Source organism: Enterococcus sp. BWR-S5 (assembly GCF_016745255.1).
Classification (GTDB): Bacteria; Bacillota; Bacilli; order Lactobacillales; family Enterococcaceae; genus Enterococcus_L.
Genome location: NZ_JADOEQ010000005.1, coordinates 124,399 through 141,984 on the forward strand (window position 1 = coordinate 124,399; position 17,586 = coordinate 141,984).

Genomic DNA, 17,586 nt, shown 5'->3' on the forward strand with positions numbered 1-17,586 from the left:
TGGGATGGTAGGCATGTGATGATGATCTGCGCCTTCTAATCTTTCAATCAAGCTGTCAGATTCTCTTATGTCTGGTTTTGTATCATCATATGCTATAGTATGTAGAGAATGTCTATCGGAAAAATGAAAAAAAGAATTGATAAAACCCATTTTTGTTGGAAAAATGGAAGGAGTACGTGTCGAGAACCTTGCTAACTAGTTGAAATTAGGGGAAATGGCACTGTTTTTCATATTGTAAAAACACTTATACTCGAAATTTAATCCTATTATCATAATTCTTTTCTTTTGTTAATGTTAGAAATTATAACATATGTTTGATTCGAATACCAGTTTTTTATAAAAATCATTCGTTGGACAACAATGAGTAATTACTAAATGGTTTATAAGAAAAGGAATAAGACTTGAAAAAGTCTCTGAAAAAGTAGAGAATAAATGTATTGAAAAAAACAATAAAGGTTTGATAAATGTGAACAATGGAGCAATTGGATTTATAGATTCAGGTGTTGGCGGGCTGACAGTTGTTAAGGAAGCATTGAAGCAGCTGCCGAATGAACAATTGATATATCTAGGAGATACGGCAAGATGTCCGTATGGACCGAGACCTGCTGAACAGGTCATTCAATTTACATGGGAAATGACTTCTTTTCTATTAAAGAAAAATATTAAAATGCTGGTGATTGCCTGTAATACGGCAACAGCTGTAGCACTGGATGAGATAAAAGAGAAATTAGATATTCCGGTAGTTGGCGTTATATTGCCGGGATCACGTGCTGCATTGAAGGCGACACGAACGAACCAGATTGGTGTCATTGGAACACTTGGAACAATCAAAAGTGGCTCTTATAAAGAAGCGTTGAAGAATAAAGTTCCTACTGTAGCAGTCCAGAGTTTGGCTTGTCCAAAGTTTGTTCCTATTGTAGAAAGTAGCGAGTATCGATCGTCTGTTGCTAAAAAAGTTATTTCAGAAACGCTGAGACCTTTGAAAAACAAGGTTGAATTAGATACACTAATCTTAGGCTGCACCCATTATCCGTTACTAAGACCGTTGATTCAAAATGAAATGGGGAGCGGTGTAAAATTGATTGATTCAGGAGCAGAAACAGTTAGTGAAGTAAGTGTATTGTTAGACTACTTTAATCTGGCGGCACAGCCTCAAAAGATTAATCCTGCGAATGAATTTTATACCACCGGTTCAGCAAATATGTTTAAAGCGATTGCCAATGATTGGCTTGAATTAGAAACAATTAATGTAGCACATGCAAAAATAGGAGGAAATACGAGTGATTAGACATGATGGAAGAAGTCCAAAGCAATTACGAAAAGTGACAATAGAAACAAATGTGTTCAAGCATCCGGAAGGCTCAGTTGTTATCTCTTTTGGTGATACTAAGGTAATCTGTTCGGCAACTGTAGAGGAAAAAGTACCTCCTTTTCTAAGAGGACAAGGAACTGGTTGGGTTACTGCTGAATATAGTATGCTGCCAAGAGCAACGAATACGAGAAATATTCGTGAGAGTGCGAAAGGAAAACTTTCCGGAAGAACGATGGAAATTCAGCGTTTGATTGGTCGATCCCTTCGAGCTGTGACTGATTTAGAAAAGCTTGGGGAACGAAGTATCGTAGTTGATTGTGATGTCATTCAAGCGGATGGCGGTACAAGAACCGCAAGTATTACCGGAGCTTTTACAGCAATGAAGCTGGCGATTGAGAAATTGATGCTTTCCGGTGAGCTTGCTGAAGATCCTATAAAAGAACATCTTGCAGCAGTCAGTGTTGGTATATTGCCTGAAGGAGATTGTGTATTAGATTTGGATTACCAAGAAGATTTTTCAGCGAAGGTTGACATGAATATTGTCATGACGGAATCCGGTGAATTTGTTGAAATCCAAGGAACTGGGGAAGAAGCGACATTTTCAGGTGACGAGTTGAACGCGATGCTCTTTTATGGAAAAAGCGGGATTAGTGAGTTGATCGCAGAGCAGAAAAATGCGTTGCTTGCGTCATTTTCTGAGCGGCCTATTGAAGAAAATACTATTGTCATTGCTACTGGAAATGCTGGTAAAGCTGCTGAATTTAAAGAATTATTTGGAGCTAAAGGGTATCAGGTAAAGACTTTATTGGACTACCCTGAGCTTCCTGAGGTGGAGGAGACAGGTAAGACCTTTGAAGAGAATGCGCGTTTGAAGGCAGAAACGATTGCAGCTATTCTGCAACAGCCGGTTCTTGCAGATGATTCAGGCTTAATCGTCGATGCTTTAGGTGGTATGCCGGGTATTTATTCTGCACGTTTCGCTGGAGAGCCGAAGAGTGATGCGTCGAACAATGCGAAGCTGCTGCATGAAATGACAGATGTGCCTAAAGAAAAACGTACAGCCCGCTTCCATTGTACCTTGGTTTTTGCAGCACCCCATAAGGACAGCCTTGTTGTTGAAGGGGAATGGGAAGGAATGATTGGGACGATTCCTCAGGGAGAAAATGGATTTGGTTATGATCCGTTGTTTTATGTACCGGAGGAAGGGAAAACATCTGCTGAGCTTCCGCGAGAACTGAAGAATAAAATTAGTCATCGAGGAAAAGCTGTTGAAAAGCTGAAAAACGAATGGGAAAGCTGGTTGAACGGTCAGGAGGTAGCCAAATGAAGTATTTAGTTGTCAGTGACAATCACGGAGATCGGGATATCTTGGTACAGCTGGTTGAGAAGTATAAAGGAAATGTTGATGCTCTCTTCCATTGTGGCGATTCTGAGCTGGAAGCAACTGATCCTTTATGGGATTCGTTCACTGCTGTAGTGAAGGGGAACTGTGACTATGGTCCGGGTTATCCTGAAATCGCATTAAAGAATACGGGTGAAGATACAGTGTTTATGACACATGGGCATTTATCCAATGTGCGTTTTGGTTTGACCCAATTAGGTCTTCAGGCGGAAGAAGCCGGGGCAACAATTGCACTCTTTGGCCATACTCACGAAATCGGTTGTGAGATGCATCAAGGCTGCTTGTTTTTGAATCCTGGCAGCATTCGTCAGCCTCGCGGACCTATTCAAATACAGTCCTATGCAATAATTGAAAGTACAAAAGAAGCATTTGATGTTCAATACTATGATCGAACATTTAAACCGGTGAGCAATCTTCATTTCAAATTTTCAAAATAAGGTATTTGTTCCTCGAACAGCTGATTCCTTTTACATTGGGAAGCCTGTTCGAGGTATTTTTTAGAAGATAAGAAAGCGGAACCATATCAAAGGCTTTCTAGCAAAAAAAGGATACGAACTTAAATGTAAAATTTTTTAAACTATTGTGAAAAAACTGCGAATTTTGAGACATTCGACCATCTTTTCTGTACAATAAAGACTGTAGTGAAAAAACGAAATGGAGGCACTCCAATGATTGGAAATGCTGTTAAAGAATTACTATTAGAAAAACAAGATACCTTTATGATACCAGCCGAAAATGTAGCGAATGTTATGTGTTTAAATCCGTTAAATCATGCGTTGCTGGTTCTATCACAAGTAAGATATTCGAAAATTCCTGTTTTAGATAAGGGAGATAGATTTGTCGGCTTGATTAGTCTGGCTGATGTTGTAGATAAGATGTTTGACCTGACAGAAATTGATTTAGAAAAGCTGCAAGAGTTTACTGTAGCAGATGTAATGGAAGTCGGCGTGACAGTTGTCGGTGAAGATTGGGATTTAGAAGATGTGCTGCATTTACTCGTAGATTCACCATTCTTACCTGTTGTAGATAACAATCAATGCTTCAAAGGGATTATCACTAGAAAAGAATTGCTGAAAGCCATCAATCACATGGCTCACGAATTAGAAAAACACAACATTGTTCTACCAAAAATTGATGAAGAACAAGAAAATCAAGCGATTTAAAACACCTATATTCACATTTTACAAAATTTTTGATATGCTATATGAATCGCACGAAACAATACCTTGCGCGATGAGCGCATGTTGCAATCAGAGCTAATAAGCAACAAGAATAATCGTTTCGTCGATTCATATAAATGAATTGCACGGAACAACACCTTGCGCGAAAAGTTGCCAGTTCCACTAAAGAAGCTTACCTAGTGGAATGGTATGCGTACGAAGATAAGACTGAATGTTTGGCAAAACATTCAACCTTTTATTTGAGTTAGCCAATGTTGCAATAAGAGCTAAAGGCAACAAAATAATTGTTTCGTCGAAGTGTTTTTTTGTAGAATCTGAAGGGGGTTAATGTGATGGATGCGTATGAAATTATTAGTTATATCGGGAATGCTAAAAAGAAAACACCAGTGAAAGTTACCTTAAAGGGTCAACTAAAAGGAATGGAGTATCCAGAGTCCATTAAGGCCTTTACAAACTGTAAAACCGGTACTTTGTTCGGTGAATGGGAAGATATCAAAGCTTTTTTAGAAGAAAATAAAGCTGTTATTGCTGATTATGTTGTAGAAAATGATAGTCGCAATTCTGCTATTCCATTGCTCGATACAAAGGAGATTAATGCGCGTATCGAACCAGGTGCGATTATTCGTGATCAGGTTGAAATAGGAGACAATGCAGTTATTATGATGGGCGCTGTTATCAATATCGGTGCAGTCATTGGAGAAGGGTCAATGATTGATATGGGGGCTATCCTAGGTGGAAGAGCTACTGTTGGGAAAAACTGTCATATCGGAGCAGGAACAGTATTGGCAGGTGTTATCGAACCGCCTAGCGCAGAACCTGTGGTCATTGAAGACAATGTCTTAATTGGTGCCAACGCAGTTGTATTGGAAGGAATTCGTGTGGGTAAAGGTGCTGTAGTAGCCGCCGGAGCGATTGTTGTGAATGATGTTGCACCGAATACAGTAGTTGCCGGAGTACCGGCAAGAAAAATCAAAGATATTGATGAAAAAACTAAAGGCAAAACAAACATGATGGACGAGCTGCGCAAGCTTTAATCAATTAGAAACTGAGATGAGGAAGACAACCTGTATATCCCGATTAGCGGATTGACGTTCAATACAGTATTGTCTAGTTGGAATGAGCAGGTGAGCAGGGATAGCTTTCTGTTCATCGGCTTCCTCTTCTTGGTTTTTTCGTATATGCTATATTGAAACGTGGAAATGGAATGGGAGAATAGACGCAATGATACAAGAAAGATTAAGTGAAATAAGAAGAGCGCTTCATCAAATTCCTGAAATTGGATTAGAAGAAGTTAAAACACAAAGCTATCTACTTGATGAAATCGAGCGAATTAAAAAAGACTATATTGAGGTAAGCTGTTGGCAAACCGGCACACTGGTATTTGTTCACGGGAGTGCACCAGAAAAGACGATTGGTTGGCGTGCAGATATTGATGGACTGCCAATTACTGAAGAGGTTGAGTCTGGATTTAAATCCGTTCATGAAGGAAAGATGCATGCTTGTGGTCATGATTTTCATATGACAATTGGATTAGGCTTACTGGAAAAGCTTTCTGAGGAGCAGCCTAAAAACAATTATCTTTTTCTGTTTCAACCTGCTGAGGAAAACGAGGCTGGCGGAATGCTGATGTATGAGCATGGCGCATTTGGTGATTGGCTGCCAGATGAGTTTTATGCGCTGCATGTCAATCCAGAGCTTCCAGTCGGCAAAATTACCACTAGACCTGGCACGCTGTTTGCAGCAACCTGTGAGGTTCGTGTCTATTTTAAAGGAAAGAGCGGTCATGCAGCTTTTCCTAATGAATCGAATGATATGATTATTGCTGCTGTCAACTTCGTTCAGCAGGCTCAGACGATTATCAGTAGGAATGTTAATCCGGTTGAAGGAGGAGTTGTTACCTTTGGAACCTTCAATGGAGGAACAACGAATAATGTAATTGCGGGAGAAGCGAGTGTTACAGGGACGATTCGAACGTTGACCGAGGAAACAAATCAACTGACTCAAAGAAGAATCAGAGAGCTGGCTAAAGGAATCAGCTATTCATTTAATTGTGAGGTAGAAGTGGTTTTGGATCAAAAGGGTTACGTACCGGTCATCAATGACAAGGAGACGACGGAGCGCTTCATTCAATTCATGGAGGATAATCCTGAAGTAGCGTTTGAAAAAGCCCCAGTTGCGATGACTGGTGAGGATTTTGGTTATTTACTTTCCAAGGTTCCCGGAACTATGTTTTGGCTAGGTGTAAACAGTCCTTATGGCTTGCACTCTGAGAAATTTGAGCCTGATGAAGCAGCACTGCCATTTGCAGTAAAACAGGTCGGTGCTTTTTTAAAAATGTTGGATAAATAATGCAAAACAGTGCCCTCGCAAATACATGTTGTGAGGGCACTGTTTCATTTTTTACTTTTTAAGAACTGTTTCTTCATCGAGTAGTAGCCACAAGTTCTGCTCATCATAAGCTAATATTTTTCCATGAACTGTTTGACCAGCATAGATTTCACCAGCAGAAATGCAACTATCTTCTAAACGTTGATAGCTTGCCAATGCAATATAATCATTGATTGATACAAGAACTCCTTGTGGATAAATCATTTTGACTGTACCAATAACTGAAGCGCCAATTGGGTATTCACTCTTTCCTCGTTGAAACCTATCCATATAGTGTGAAAGTTGGCTCTGCCAAACCGCTTCAAAATCTTCAGCAGAGATAAATGAAACGAGTTCATCGATTTCGACCGTTTGATCAGCCAAATTATCATGAATGCAGGAAATTTCCCAAATATCATCAGGAAAGGTTTGATGCGTAATTTGTCGGTAGGCAGTACCTTGGGCATCAATTTCAATCCAGTAGTTGATTGCATCAAATTCAAAATAAATGTATATCATATTTTCTCCCTTGGTCTACAAAAATAAATTATTTACAATTTTGTTATTGGTGTGTTCGGAATCGTAAAGTCTTCAGCAGATAGAGCTGTAACAGACTGAGCGAGAAAATCCTCTTTGATGACTGCCTGCTTTCCGTTTAATACATACATCGTCGTTCGAACAGCAAAGTTTCCATTGCCCAAATCAACCATTCCGAATAGTGTTGGACCGCTTTGGATATCTTCCTTATGCTTATCAGCTAAGCGTTGGTTTACTTCGGAAAGAATCTCCTGTATCTTCTCTATGCCTTCCTCAGGCACGATGCGAATATCAACAATCACTTGAATATTAGAACGTGAAAGGTTGCTGATGGTCGTGATATTTCTATTTGGGATGAAATGAACCGTTCCATCTAAAGATTTCAGCTGAGTGGTTCTTAGCCCGATGGATGTCACTGTTCCTTCGATATTTAATGCCAGCAAACGAATGTAATCTCCAACATCCATCTGCTGTTCAAGAATAATGAAGAAACCAGTGATGATATCATTCATAAATCCTTGCGCCCCTAACCCAATAGCGACTCCGGCAATCCCGGCTCCTGCAAGAAGCGAACCAATAGGCACACCTATGACGCTCAATAAGGAATAGAGGAAGAAAAAGAATAGTGTGTATTGAAAGGCATTTCGAGTCAGTAGGTGGAGCGTGCTGACACGGCTGTCACTGATTGATTGGCGTTTACTAATTTGACTCTTATATAGATGATTAATTAGGCTTTTACCAATTTTATTAATCAAAGCAAAAAGTAAAAATAAGAATAAAAGATAGATTGCTTTTTCAATAATCAGTGTAGTAATTTGATCCCAGTTAATTGATTCCCAGTATCGCTGAAAGGCGTTAACCTTTTTCACCGTTTCCTGGGTTAGGTCGCCGACAGAAGAATCAATCGTCGACTCAATTGTTGATGTAGACTGTTGTAACAAAAACATACATAATCACCCTTTTAGAACATTTCCTTTATTTTACCTAAAAAGAACGATTCTAGCCAGTTTTCTCTATGTGCAACGAAAAACTTTCAAAAAATTCTAACAACTCAAGAAATAGTGTGGTACAATAATCAGAAAAATGAAGGGGGAATATAAGATGATCGATTGGGATAACTTAGGATTCAACTATATAAAAACACCATATCGCTATTTATCAATTTGGAAAGATGGCGAATGGGATGATGGGGTATTGACTGAAGATAATACCCTGCATATAAATGAAGGCTCCGCTGCACTACATTATGGACAGCAAAGCTTTGAAGGGCTTAAGGCCTATCGTTGCAAGGATGGCTCAATCAATCTCTTTCGGGTAGAAGAGAATGCAAGACGGATGAATCGCAGTGCAGAGCGGCTGCTGATGGCAAAGGTGCCGGAAGAAAAGTTTATCCATGCGGTAAAAGAAGTTGTAAAAGCGAATGAGGAATACGTTCCGCCTTATGGTACTGGAGCAACTTTATACATTCGTCCTTTGCTAATCGGGATTGGTGAAGGAATCGGTGTGAGTCCTGCGCCGGAATACTTGTTTACTGTTTTCTGTATGCCTGTTGGGGCTTATTTTAAAGGCGGACTGACACCGACAAACTTTATTGTGTCTGACTTTGACCGAGCAGCGCCACAGGGAACAGGTGCGGTTAAGGTTGGAGGAAACTATGCAGCCAGCTTGTATCCGGGACAGGAAGCACATGAGAGAAAGTTCTCTGATTGTATTTATCTTGATCCTGAAACACATACGAAAATTGAAGAAGTTGGCTCAGCGAATTTCTTTGGTATCACCAAGGATAATCGGTTTGTGACACCGTTGTCTCCATCCATTTTACCGAGTATTACAAAATACTCGCTGTTACATTTAGCAGAGCACCGTTTAGGGATGGAAGTACTGGAAGGCGACGTCTATTTGGACCAGTTAGATCAGTATACAGAGGCTGGAGCTTGTGGCACGGCAGCTGTGATTTCGCCAATTGGCGGTATTCAGACCTTTGATTCTTTCCATGTGTTTTATAGTGAGACTGAAGTAGGTCCTGTCACGCAAAAGCTTTATGATGAGTTAACAGGGATTCAATTCGGGGATGTAGAAGCACCAGAAGGTTGGATTCAAAAAGTTTAATATAAGCTGTAAAAGACTGTGGTATCGTCAAAAATGAACGATGCTGCAGTTTTTTTTATAGTTAAAATAGAAAAATGAAGAAGACATATTTTTTTATAGAATAGTTTTTTTGACGTATAATGGAAGAAGTAATGATTTTCCGGAAAGGGTGGAAGTATACTATGACTTTTGAAGAAACGAAAAAACTGGCAAATGGGAATCTGATTCCTCGTTTAGGCTTAGGTGTTTGGCGAGTAGAAGATGGCGATCAAGTCATTGACTCTGTGAAATGGGCTTTACAGGCTGGTTATCGCTTAATCGACACAGCGGCAGTTTATAAGAATGAAGAGGGCGTAGGTGAAGGAATTCGTCAGTCCGGTGTACCCAGAGAAGAAATATTTGTTACAACTAAACTTTGGAATGATGATCAAGGCTATGAATCAGCGCTGGAAGCCTTTGATATCAGCTTGAACAAACTTGGCTTGGACTATGTTGATCTATATTTAATCCATTGGCCTGTGAAAGACAAATATAAAGATTCGTGGAAAGCGATGGAAGAAATCTATGCTTCTGGTCGTGCGAAAGCCATTGGTGTATCGAATTTCCACGAGCATCATATCAAAGATTTGTTAACAACGGCTAAAGTGAAGCCGATGGTTGATCAAATTGAGCTTCACCCAACATTGACACAAGAGCCTTTAAGAGCTTATCTGAAGCAAGAGGGTATTGCAGTGGAGGCTTGGTCACCGTTAGGACAGGGAACGATATTAAAAGACCCTGTTCTTGTAGAGATTGGGAAAAAGTACGGAAAATCTGCTGCACAGGTTATCATTCGTTGGCATTTGCAGAACGATATCATTGTGATTCCTAAATCCGTTCATGAAGAACGAATCAAAGAAAATTTTGATGTTTTTGATTTTGAACTAAGTAGTGAGGATATTGATAGAATTAATCAACTGAACAGTGATGAACGATTAGGATCAAACCCTGATAGTTTTGATTTCTAAGAAATAGAATAAACAACAGCCGCTACTCTTTTTTTCATAGAGTGTCGGCTGTTGTTTTATTATAGCTGATTGACAAAATAACGGAAAAGCTCAAATTCTTTTTCATCATTATGAAAGATTAATTCAGGGTGCCATTGAACACCCAACAAACGCTGCTCAGGGTTCTTTGCTTCTACGCCTTCAACAAGCCCGTCTGTTGAATAGGCTGTAGCAACCAACTGAGTAGACAGTCTGCGAACTGCTTGATGGTGATAAGAATTTACTAAATGATTTTCTCCGAATAACTGGTGCAAAATACTGCCTTCTTCAGTGCTGATTGAATGGGTAGGAAACTCTGGTGCTGTTGGCTGCTGTCCGTGCTTTACTTTCCACTCAGAGTATTGAGAAAGATCTTGATATAGTGTGCCGTCCAAGGCAACATTTAATATCTGCATCCCTCGGCAAACAGCAAAGATTGGTTTTTTCTGCTTGATAGCTTCTTTAATCAATGCCAATTCAAATAAGTCTCGATTTCTGTTCGTTTCTTCCAGTTTAGGATGTGGTTCTTCACCATAAAAATCAGGCGATACATCCTGACCACCGGCAAGAAGCAGCTTGTCGATTCGTGAAATATAGTCAGCTGCAGTATTGGTAGAATCGATTGGAATGATTAGAGGAATCCCGCCTGCCTTTTGAACTCCTGTAACAAATCCTTGTGGTGTATAAGAAATCTGATTGCCATGAAATGCTTCCACTGCATGAATCAGCTGATTTCCGGCAATCCCGATAATTGGTTTTGACATGGTATCTCTCCTTTATTATTTTGAGGAAAGTAGTCAGGTAACTGACTACTTTCTTCATTTTGATGGTCCGATATCCGTTACATCTAGAGGTTCCTACACCAGAGTAACGGTTCTCCTTTGGGTTGTTGAGGGAACTAGCCAGATAACTGTCTTATTTCTTCATTCTGGTGGTTCGATGTCGATTTCCCTAGAAAGCTTGGAGCAAGGGAAATCGCTCTCCTTTGTTTTGTTGTGGAAATAAGCCAGATAACTGTCTTATTTCTTCATTTTGGTGGTCCGATATCCGTTACATCTAGAGGTTCCTACACCAGAGTAACGGTTCTCCTTTGTTTTGTTGAAAAAAGTAGTTAGATAACTGTCTACTTTCTACATTACTAGAAGGTTATTTATTTGATTAATGAGTAAGTTTCTGTAAATCGTTGTTCTTATTCTATCATTTATTTTAGGTTTGGCTATTGATATGCTTTTCAATCAAGTAAAAAAGGACTTGGCAAGGATACCAAAGTCCCTTTTTATAATGAGTAAGAACAAATGTACTAGGACAATGTTCTCATGTTTTTTAGTACTTTGTACGAATAACCTCAACTTTGTATCCATCTGGATCAGTGATGAAAAAGTAAGAAGGAGGTGTGCCAGGTAAGCCTTTCATATCAGTAACATCAAAACCAGCTGCTTTTTGCTTTTCGTGCAATGCTTCGATATCATCTGTGCTGATTGCAATATGTCCATAACCATTTCCGAGGTCATAACCTTCGTGGTCGTAGTTATAAGTCAGCTCCAATTCATATTCATCGCCTGGTAAAGTCAGATACACTAAAGTAAATTTATGTTCAGGGAAGTCTCTTCTGCGGCTTTCTTCAAAACCAAAAGCATTTTGGTAAAAAGTCAGTGAAGCCTCTAAATCTTTTACACGTACACAAGTGTGCGCCATTTTCATTCGTTATTCATCCTTTCGTTCTGCTTTTCAAAAGCATCATTCTTTTTAATACTAGCATAGTCTTTTAGAAAAGATAAGTATTTTGTATCTTTACAGTGATTGAGAAATTGTTTTTTTGCAGGTTATTAAGAACGTTTTTTTTCTGATAACTCTGAAGGCAACACTTACTTTGCTCATAATGTAGCCTACGAAGTGCCGTTGGTTTGGTACTGATAAAAATGAAAGTTATTCATAATTATTGGTGAACGGATGTATTGATATGAAACTAGAATGTGTCTGAAAATAGAAACGGTAAATATTTTCGTTACTTTGATGGGACTCATCAGTAGACATACTTGATTAGGTACCACATAATCCATGTTTTCTTTCCAGCACTCTGTCAAAATCTCTGAAAAATTTGGAATCCGTAAACTTTTCCGACGCGTTCTATGAATACTCCTTTTTATACTTGTTTATTAGAATGTTCTCATGTAAAATTAAAGAGATTTAAAGGAGTTGTTCATATGGAAATCCCTACTTTTGGAGAAAAATTAAGCCAAAGGGACTATAAAAAGCGATTGGGTGCGTATATTATCGTTACCAGAAATGATTTACAGGAAATGGTTTTGATTCAGGCGCCAAATGGAGCCTATTTTCTTCCTGGTGGAGAAATTGAGAACGATGAAACAAAAGAGCAGGCGATTGCTCGTGAGATGCTGGAAGAGCTTGGCATCGAAGTCGTGATAGAGAGTTATCTCGGTCAAGCAGATGAGTATTTTCATTCCCGTCATCGAGCAACGGATTACCATAATCCTGGCTATTTTTTTGTTGCGGCCAGTTGGAAACAAGTTTGCGAACCTCTTGAAAAATGCAATACGATTCGTTGGGTCAGCATTAATGACGGAATTGAGCTGCTAAAGAGAGGCAGTCACAAGTGGGCTGTTCAAACTTGGCAAAGCCAGTTAAAACTATAGTATCAATCTATTAGAAAGAGCAGATGTCTATTCACGTGTTGATAGGTGTCTGTTCTTTTTTTGTTCAGAAAAAATCAAATGGATGCTATCAATTTTGAATAGAGTTAATGAATGTTTTTTTGAATATTTCTGAAAAAAGGAAAAACCATTGAAAAAAATGTGTGTTTCAATCAATGATTGATAGAGTGCAGAAACATTATCTGGAGGGAATAAGTGCCTATAGCATCATTAAGTTATAATTTTTTATCATAATTCTATACTTGGACCGATTTAAACCTATCTTTTGTTTAACTTGGGTCTTTTTTTGTCTGTTTTTGGAACACTCTTTGTGGCAGATAGGCACAAAAGTAGCTTCCAAATTCGTTTGAAAATGCTTTCTTTCCGTAATATAGTTTAATTAGAAACAAACAAGTCGTACGCTTGAGTATCTATGAAAGAGGTGTTGCATATTGTTAAGCGAAATGATCAATGAAGAGTTTATACAACTGAAAATAGAGGTAAATGACTGGGAAGATGCAGTCAGACAATCCGCAAAACCTCTGATAAAAGGAGGTAAAATCACCGAAGGGTACGTGGATAAAATCATAGAGATTGCTCATGATACAGGACCATACATCGTTATCACAAAGCATGTAGCACTTCCACATGCACCATCAGAATTCGGTGCATTAGGGTTAGCTATGGGAATTACAACATTAAAGAAGCCTGTTGTATTCGGGAATCAAGCCAACGACCCTGTGAAGTATCTATTTTGTATGAGTGCAACAGACAGTGAAGCTCATCTTGAATCAATGGCTGAACTAGTTGATTTACTAAGTAACGAAAGCTTTTATCATTTATTGGATTCAGCCGCTTCAGCAGATGAAATTCTGACATATATTAAAAAGATTGAACAAGGAGGAGAAAGCAATGCATAAAGCACTTATTGCCTGCCGTGCCGGAGTAGGCTCAAGTTTAATGTTAAAAATCAAAACAGAACAGGTCATAAAGGAAAATCAGTTTCCAATCGAGGTAGAGCATTCTTCCTTGGATGCTGTCCATGGCTTCAACGGAGACCTGTTAATAACTTTATCCGATGTAGCAGAAGAGTTAAGCAGCAAAGGATTGAAACAAACCATTATCGGTATCAATAATATTGTAGATAAAAATGAAATCCAGACAAAACTCTCAGCATTTCTTGAGCAAGATAAATAGGAGTTTGAAGAGCGAAAATATGAAGCTGTCTTTTGGCTTTAACTATCAAGAGAAAAAATGAAGAAATAAGGCAGTTATCTGACTTATTTCCACAACAACCCAAAGGAGAGCGATTTCCCTTTTACCAAAGTTTCTAGGGAAATCGACATCGGACCATCGAAATGAAGAAAGTAGCCAGTTACCTGACTACTTTCCACAACAAAACAAAGGAGTGAACAGTGTGGATTTTATTATTAGTTTTCTAAGTACCCCTGCAGTCTTATTGGGGATTGTAGCTCTTATTGGATTAGTTGCCCAACGCAAAACCGGAACAGAGGTATTGACGGGCACATTTAAAACGATTATCGGATTTATGGTTTTTAGTGCTGGTGGTAGCTTGATGACCGGCGCTTTACAGAACTTCAATAAGCTGTTTCAAACAGGTTTCAACATTGTCGGAGTAGTAGCTTCTCCTGAAGCAGCTACAGCGATGGCGCAGGATCAGTATGCTTTAGTTACTTCCTGTACACTGATTCTAGGATTTGTGATGAACTTGGTGTTTGCTCGAATCACGCCAATGAAAAATATTTTCTTTACTACTGGCCACAGCTTATTCTTCGCCTGTGTATTGTCGCTGATTCTTAAGTCTCATGGAATATCTGACATGGTAGCGATTGTTGTCGGTGGTTTGATTCTTGGCTTCTGTTCTGCTGCTTTACCTCAGCTTTGTCAGCCGTTTATGCGTAAAATCACAGGGAGTGATGATGCGGCAATTGGTCATTTCAATATGATTGGGTATTCACTATCAGGGTATATCGGTAAGTTGTTCAGCAAACACGAAGACAAAAGTACAGAGCATATTAATTTTCCAAAATGGTTGTCCTTCTTTAGAGACTTCCTAATGGGTGTGGCAGTTATCATGTTGATTCTATTCTATGTATCCGCGTTGAAAGCGGGTCGTGATGTAACACAGGAATTAGCTGGTACAACGCATTGGTTAGTATTCCCGATGATTCAAGCCTTTACCTTTACCGCGGGAATGTCAATCTTGATGACTGGTGTGCGGATGTTTCTTGCTGAAATTACAGCAGCATTTGTATCAATTTCTGAAAAATTTATTCCGCATTCACGTCCTGCACTGGATGTGCCGACTGTTTTCCCCTATGCACCAACAGCAGTAATTGTAGGTTTCCTTTCTTCTTATGCTGCGGGCCTATTGGGAGTAGCTGTTATGGTTATCTTTAAGTTTCCTGTAGTTATCATTCCGGCAGCACATATCTGCTTCTTCTCGGGTGGTACAGCTGGTGTGTTTGGGAACTCAACTGGTGGCTGGCGGGGTGCCGTTGCCGGCTCATTTGTAGTAGGTTTACTGCTTGCTTTTCTACCGACAATTCTCTATCCGGTATATGGCAGTATGGGCTTAGAAGGTTCGACATTCCCTAATATCGATTATAATGTTGTCGGTATTTTCCTTGAAAAGATTTTGGGGTTATTCTCTTTCTAAAAAACTAAATTAGACCTACAGCAAAAGAAAAAATCAAATACTTCAAAAATAATGGGGCTGAATGGTGCAAATAAATGTTTGCCAGGGAATAAGCTGAGAGAACAGCTATTTCCTTCAGCCTCTTACATGAAGGAGAATTATCGATGGATCAGACATTAAAAAGTTTTTTTAGTACAACGTTCGAAGAAATACAACGATTTATGGAGGCTGTTTCAGTTGAACAGCTGCATTTAGCAAAGAATATGATTATCGAAGCAGAGGAAAAAGGCGGGAGAGTTCATATTACCGGTATTGGAAAACCTGGACATGTAGCCGAATACATTGCTTCACTATTTTCCTCTGTAGGAACACCGGCATATTTTTTAGATGGAACTGAGGCGATTCATGGCTCATCTGGACAGGTTTTACCTAACGATATAGTGATTTCGATATCAAATAGCGGAGAGACAGAAGAATTGAAGAAAACAATCACGACTTTAAGGAACAATGGCGCGAAAATCATATCAGTTACCGGCGGAGAGCAGTCGTGGCTGACAAAAAACAGTGATTGTGTGCTATTTGCCAAGGTGGAACAAGAAGGTGATACGTTGAATAAACCTCCGAGAGCGTCCATTATTATTGAAGTCTTTGTTTTACAATCTTTAAGTATTCTGCTTCAAGAGGAGAAAAACCTGACCTTGAAGGAATATGTTCAATGGCATCCCGGCGGTACGCTTGGAAAATCGTTGGTTTCGGAAAAATAGAGAGAGGAGGAAACGATTTGGAAATGAAAGGTATTATTACCGCAATGGTTACACCCTTCGATCATCGAGGAGAGATTAGCAAGCAAGGCACAAAGGAATTGGTTCGTTATCTCTTGGGAAAAGGAATCGACGGGTTGTTCATTTTAGGAACAAATGGTGAGTTTCATGTTATGGAAGAGAAAGAAAAACTTGAATTTGCAGAGCTGGTCATAAATGAGGTAAGTGGTCAAATTCCTGTGTATGTTGGAAGCGGGGGCAATAGCACTAAGCAAGTGATAGAACTGTCAAAGCAGTTTACTCAATTGGGTGCAGATGCATTATCAGTCATTTCTCCTTACTTTGTGGCACCAACTGAGCATGAGCTGGTCGCTCATTACACAATGATTGCAGACGCAGTGACGATTCCCATGCTTATGTACAATATTCCTAAAAATACCGGAGTAAACATTAGCAAAGAAGCGGTAACTGTTCTGGCCAGACATGAGAATATTGCTGGTATTAAAGACAGCAGCGGCAAGCTGGAGAATATGGTGAGTTATATCCATGCCGCTGAAGGCCAGTCTTTTAATGTCCTGTCGGGTTCGGATTCTTTGATATTATCAGGCTTGAAAGCCGGAGCAACAGGAGCCGTTGCAGCGACCTCTAACGCGTTACCTGAAATTGATCGAGCAATTTATCAGCTCTGGTTGGAAGGGAAAATTGCTGAAGCAGAAGCAATGCAACAAAGAATCGAACCATTCCGTTCAATTCTTAAGCTGGGAACGATTCCTTCTGTGTTAAAGGCAGCAATTCAGTGGCGAGGGATTGATGTCGGTGCGGCTCGTTTACCTGTGCAGCCCTTATCGTCAGCTTCTCTTCAACAGGTAGAAGCTGTAATGAAGGAATACTACGAACAATAGTAGGAGTATAGAAAGGAGAAATACATGTACCGAAATACAATCATAAATCGTATAGTAAACACAAAAATAATGGCAATTGTTCGAGTTGAAACTGTAGACCGAGCGGTTGAAATTGCTGAGGGCTGTTTAGCTGGTGGTGTTGATTGCTTGGAAATCAGCTATACATTACCAAATGCCGGTGAGGTTATTGCTGCATTAAATACGCAATATGGCGATCGTTTGGTGATTGGTGCAGGAACAGTCTTAGACAGTGAGACAGCTAGATTGGCGATTTTATCCGGTGCAAAGTTTGTCATCGCACCAAATTTTAAAGAAGAGGTCTGCCGTTTATGTAACAGGTATCAAATCCCTTATATGCCTGGTTGTACCAGTATGACTGAGATGGTTGATGCGATGGAAGCCGGAGCTGCAATGATTAAGGCATTTCCAATCTCCGGCTATTATGGATCAAGTGTCGTTTCGACCTTGAAAACCCCATTACCTTATATGCCAATTCTGTCTTCCGGCGGAGTAACGTTAGATAATGTGAAGGACTGGGCAGCGACAGCAATTGATTGTGTCGGTGTCGGTAGTCTCTTGACCAAGGGAACGACTGAAGAAATAGCAGAAAATGCCCGATTGTTGAAGAGTGCTTTTTCAAGTTAGCCAAGGTGTCATACGAGCTGTCGAAGAAGCCAATCTTCTTCGGCAGACTCAATCGG

At 39.6% G+C, this 17,586-nt stretch carries 19 protein-coding genes; 15 read left to right on the top strand and 4 right to left on the bottom strand.

Annotated elements, in window-relative coordinates; translation table 11 throughout:
- The first annotated feature begins 466 nt into the window (after nt 1-466).
- From racE to IW510_RS08260, 6 genes are all read left to right on the top strand, one after another.
- Nucleotides 467-1,288, top strand: a complete 822-nt coding sequence (racE, locus tag IW510_RS08235; RefSeq protein WP_442896404.1) for a glutamate racemase — start codon at nt 467-469, stop codon at nt 1,286-1,288.
- Nucleotides 1,284-2,639, top strand: coding sequence for a ribonuclease PH (rph, locus tag IW510_RS21555; RefSeq protein ID WP_202058638.1), 1,356 nt, complete (start codon nt 1,284-1,286; stop codon nt 2,637-2,639). Before racE ends, rph begins: the two co-directional genes overlap by 5 nt.
- On the top strand, nt 2,636-3,151 hold the full coding sequence (locus IW510_RS08245) for a metallophosphoesterase (RefSeq protein ID WP_202058477.1): 516 nt from the start codon (nt 2,636-2,638) through the stop codon (nt 3,149-3,151). Before rph ends, IW510_RS08245 begins: the two co-directional genes overlap by 4 nt.
- 231 nt (nt 3,152-3,382) lie before the next feature.
- Nucleotides 3,383-3,877 carry a cyclic-di-AMP-binding protein CbpB gene (gene cbpB, locus IW510_RS08250; RefSeq protein ID WP_202058479.1) on the top strand — a complete coding sequence of 165 codons (495 nt, stop codon included), beginning with the start codon at nt 3,383-3,385 and terminating at the stop codon, nt 3,875-3,877.
- 350 nt (nt 3,878-4,227) lie between these two features.
- Nucleotides 4,228-4,929, top strand: a complete 702-nt coding sequence (gene dapD / locus IW510_RS08255) for a 2,3,4,5-tetrahydropyridine-2,6-dicarboxylate N-acetyltransferase (RefSeq protein WP_202058481.1) — start codon at nt 4,228-4,230, stop codon at nt 4,927-4,929.
- A 187-nt stretch (nt 4,930-5,116) separates the two neighbouring features.
- Entirely contained in the window at nt 5,117-6,244 is a 1,128-nt protein-coding gene (locus tag IW510_RS08260) for an N-acetyldiaminopimelate deacetylase (RefSeq protein ID WP_202058483.1), read from the top strand.
- 51 nt (nt 6,245-6,295) lie between these two features.
- On the opposite strand, the gene IW510_RS08265 is transcribed toward IW510_RS08260, so the two are convergent.
- Nucleotides 6,296-6,781: a hypothetical protein gene (locus IW510_RS08265; protein ID WP_202058485.1), complete on the bottom strand. Its 486-nt coding sequence runs from the start codon at nt 6,779-6,781 to the stop codon at nt 6,296-6,298.
- A gap of 32 nt (nt 6,782-6,813) precedes the next feature.
- Nucleotides 6,814-7,746: a mechanosensitive ion channel family protein gene (locus tag IW510_RS08270; protein ID WP_202058486.1), complete on the bottom strand. Its 933-nt coding sequence runs from the start codon at nt 7,744-7,746 to the stop codon at nt 6,814-6,816.
- Nucleotides 7,747-7,882: 136 nt separating this feature from the next.
- Here IW510_RS08270 and IW510_RS08275 point away from each other — a divergent pair, with 136 nt between their 5' ends.
- Nucleotides 7,883-8,908, top strand: coding sequence for a branched-chain amino acid aminotransferase (locus tag IW510_RS08275; RefSeq protein WP_202058488.1), 1,026 nt, complete (start codon nt 7,883-7,885; stop codon nt 8,906-8,908).
- Between the two features lie 161 nt (nt 8,909-9,069).
- Entirely contained in the window at nt 9,070-9,894 is an 825-nt protein-coding gene (locus tag IW510_RS08280) for an aldo/keto reductase (RefSeq protein ID WP_202058490.1), read from the top strand.
- 59 nt (nt 9,895-9,953) lie between these two features.
- On the opposite strand, the gene IW510_RS08285 is transcribed toward IW510_RS08280, so the two are convergent.
- Nucleotides 9,954-10,676 (bottom strand): gamma-glutamyl-gamma-aminobutyrate hydrolase family protein, encoded by a 723-nt coding sequence (locus IW510_RS08285; RefSeq protein WP_202058492.1) that lies wholly within the window; start codon nt 10,674-10,676, stop codon nt 9,954-9,956.
- Nucleotides 10,677-11,235: 559 nt separating this feature from the next.
- Nucleotides 11,236-11,613, bottom strand: coding sequence for a lactoylglutathione lyase (gloA, locus tag IW510_RS08290; RefSeq protein WP_202058494.1), 378 nt, complete (start codon nt 11,611-11,613; stop codon nt 11,236-11,238).
- A 503-nt stretch (nt 11,614-12,116) separates the two neighbouring features.
- Between gloA and IW510_RS08295 the strand changes: the two genes are divergently transcribed.
- From IW510_RS08295 to IW510_RS08325, 7 genes are all read left to right on the top strand, one after another.
- Complete coding sequence (locus tag IW510_RS08295; protein WP_202058496.1) at nt 12,117-12,566, top strand: NUDIX hydrolase; 450 nt, start codon at nt 12,117-12,119, stop codon at nt 12,564-12,566.
- A gap of 449 nt (nt 12,567-13,015) precedes the next feature.
- Nucleotides 13,016-13,483, top strand: a complete 468-nt coding sequence (locus IW510_RS08300) for a PTS sugar transporter subunit IIA (protein WP_202058498.1) — start codon at nt 13,016-13,018, stop codon at nt 13,481-13,483.
- Nucleotides 13,476-13,760 (top strand): PTS sugar transporter subunit IIB, encoded by a 285-nt coding sequence (locus IW510_RS08305; protein ID WP_202058500.1) that lies wholly within the window; start codon nt 13,476-13,478, stop codon nt 13,758-13,760. Before IW510_RS08300 ends, IW510_RS08305 begins: the two co-directional genes overlap by 8 nt.
- 220 nt (nt 13,761-13,980) lie before the next feature.
- Nucleotides 13,981-15,243, top strand: a complete 1,263-nt coding sequence (locus tag IW510_RS08310; RefSeq protein WP_202058502.1) for a PTS ascorbate transporter subunit IIC — start codon at nt 13,981-13,983, stop codon at nt 15,241-15,243.
- Between the two features lie 143 nt (nt 15,244-15,386).
- Nucleotides 15,387-15,986, top strand: a complete 600-nt coding sequence (locus tag IW510_RS08315) for an SIS domain-containing protein (RefSeq protein ID WP_202058504.1) — start codon at nt 15,387-15,389, stop codon at nt 15,984-15,986.
- A gap of 23 nt (nt 15,987-16,009) precedes the next feature.
- Complete coding sequence (gene dapA / locus IW510_RS08320; RefSeq protein WP_330932642.1) at nt 16,010-16,885, top strand: 4-hydroxy-tetrahydrodipicolinate synthase; 876 nt, start codon at nt 16,010-16,012, stop codon at nt 16,883-16,885.
- Between the two features lie 24 nt (nt 16,886-16,909).
- Nucleotides 16,910-17,530, top strand: a complete 621-nt coding sequence (locus tag IW510_RS08325; protein WP_202058508.1) for a ketohydroxyglutarate aldolase — start codon at nt 16,910-16,912, stop codon at nt 17,528-17,530.
- Nucleotides 17,531-17,586 lie beyond the last annotated feature (56 nt).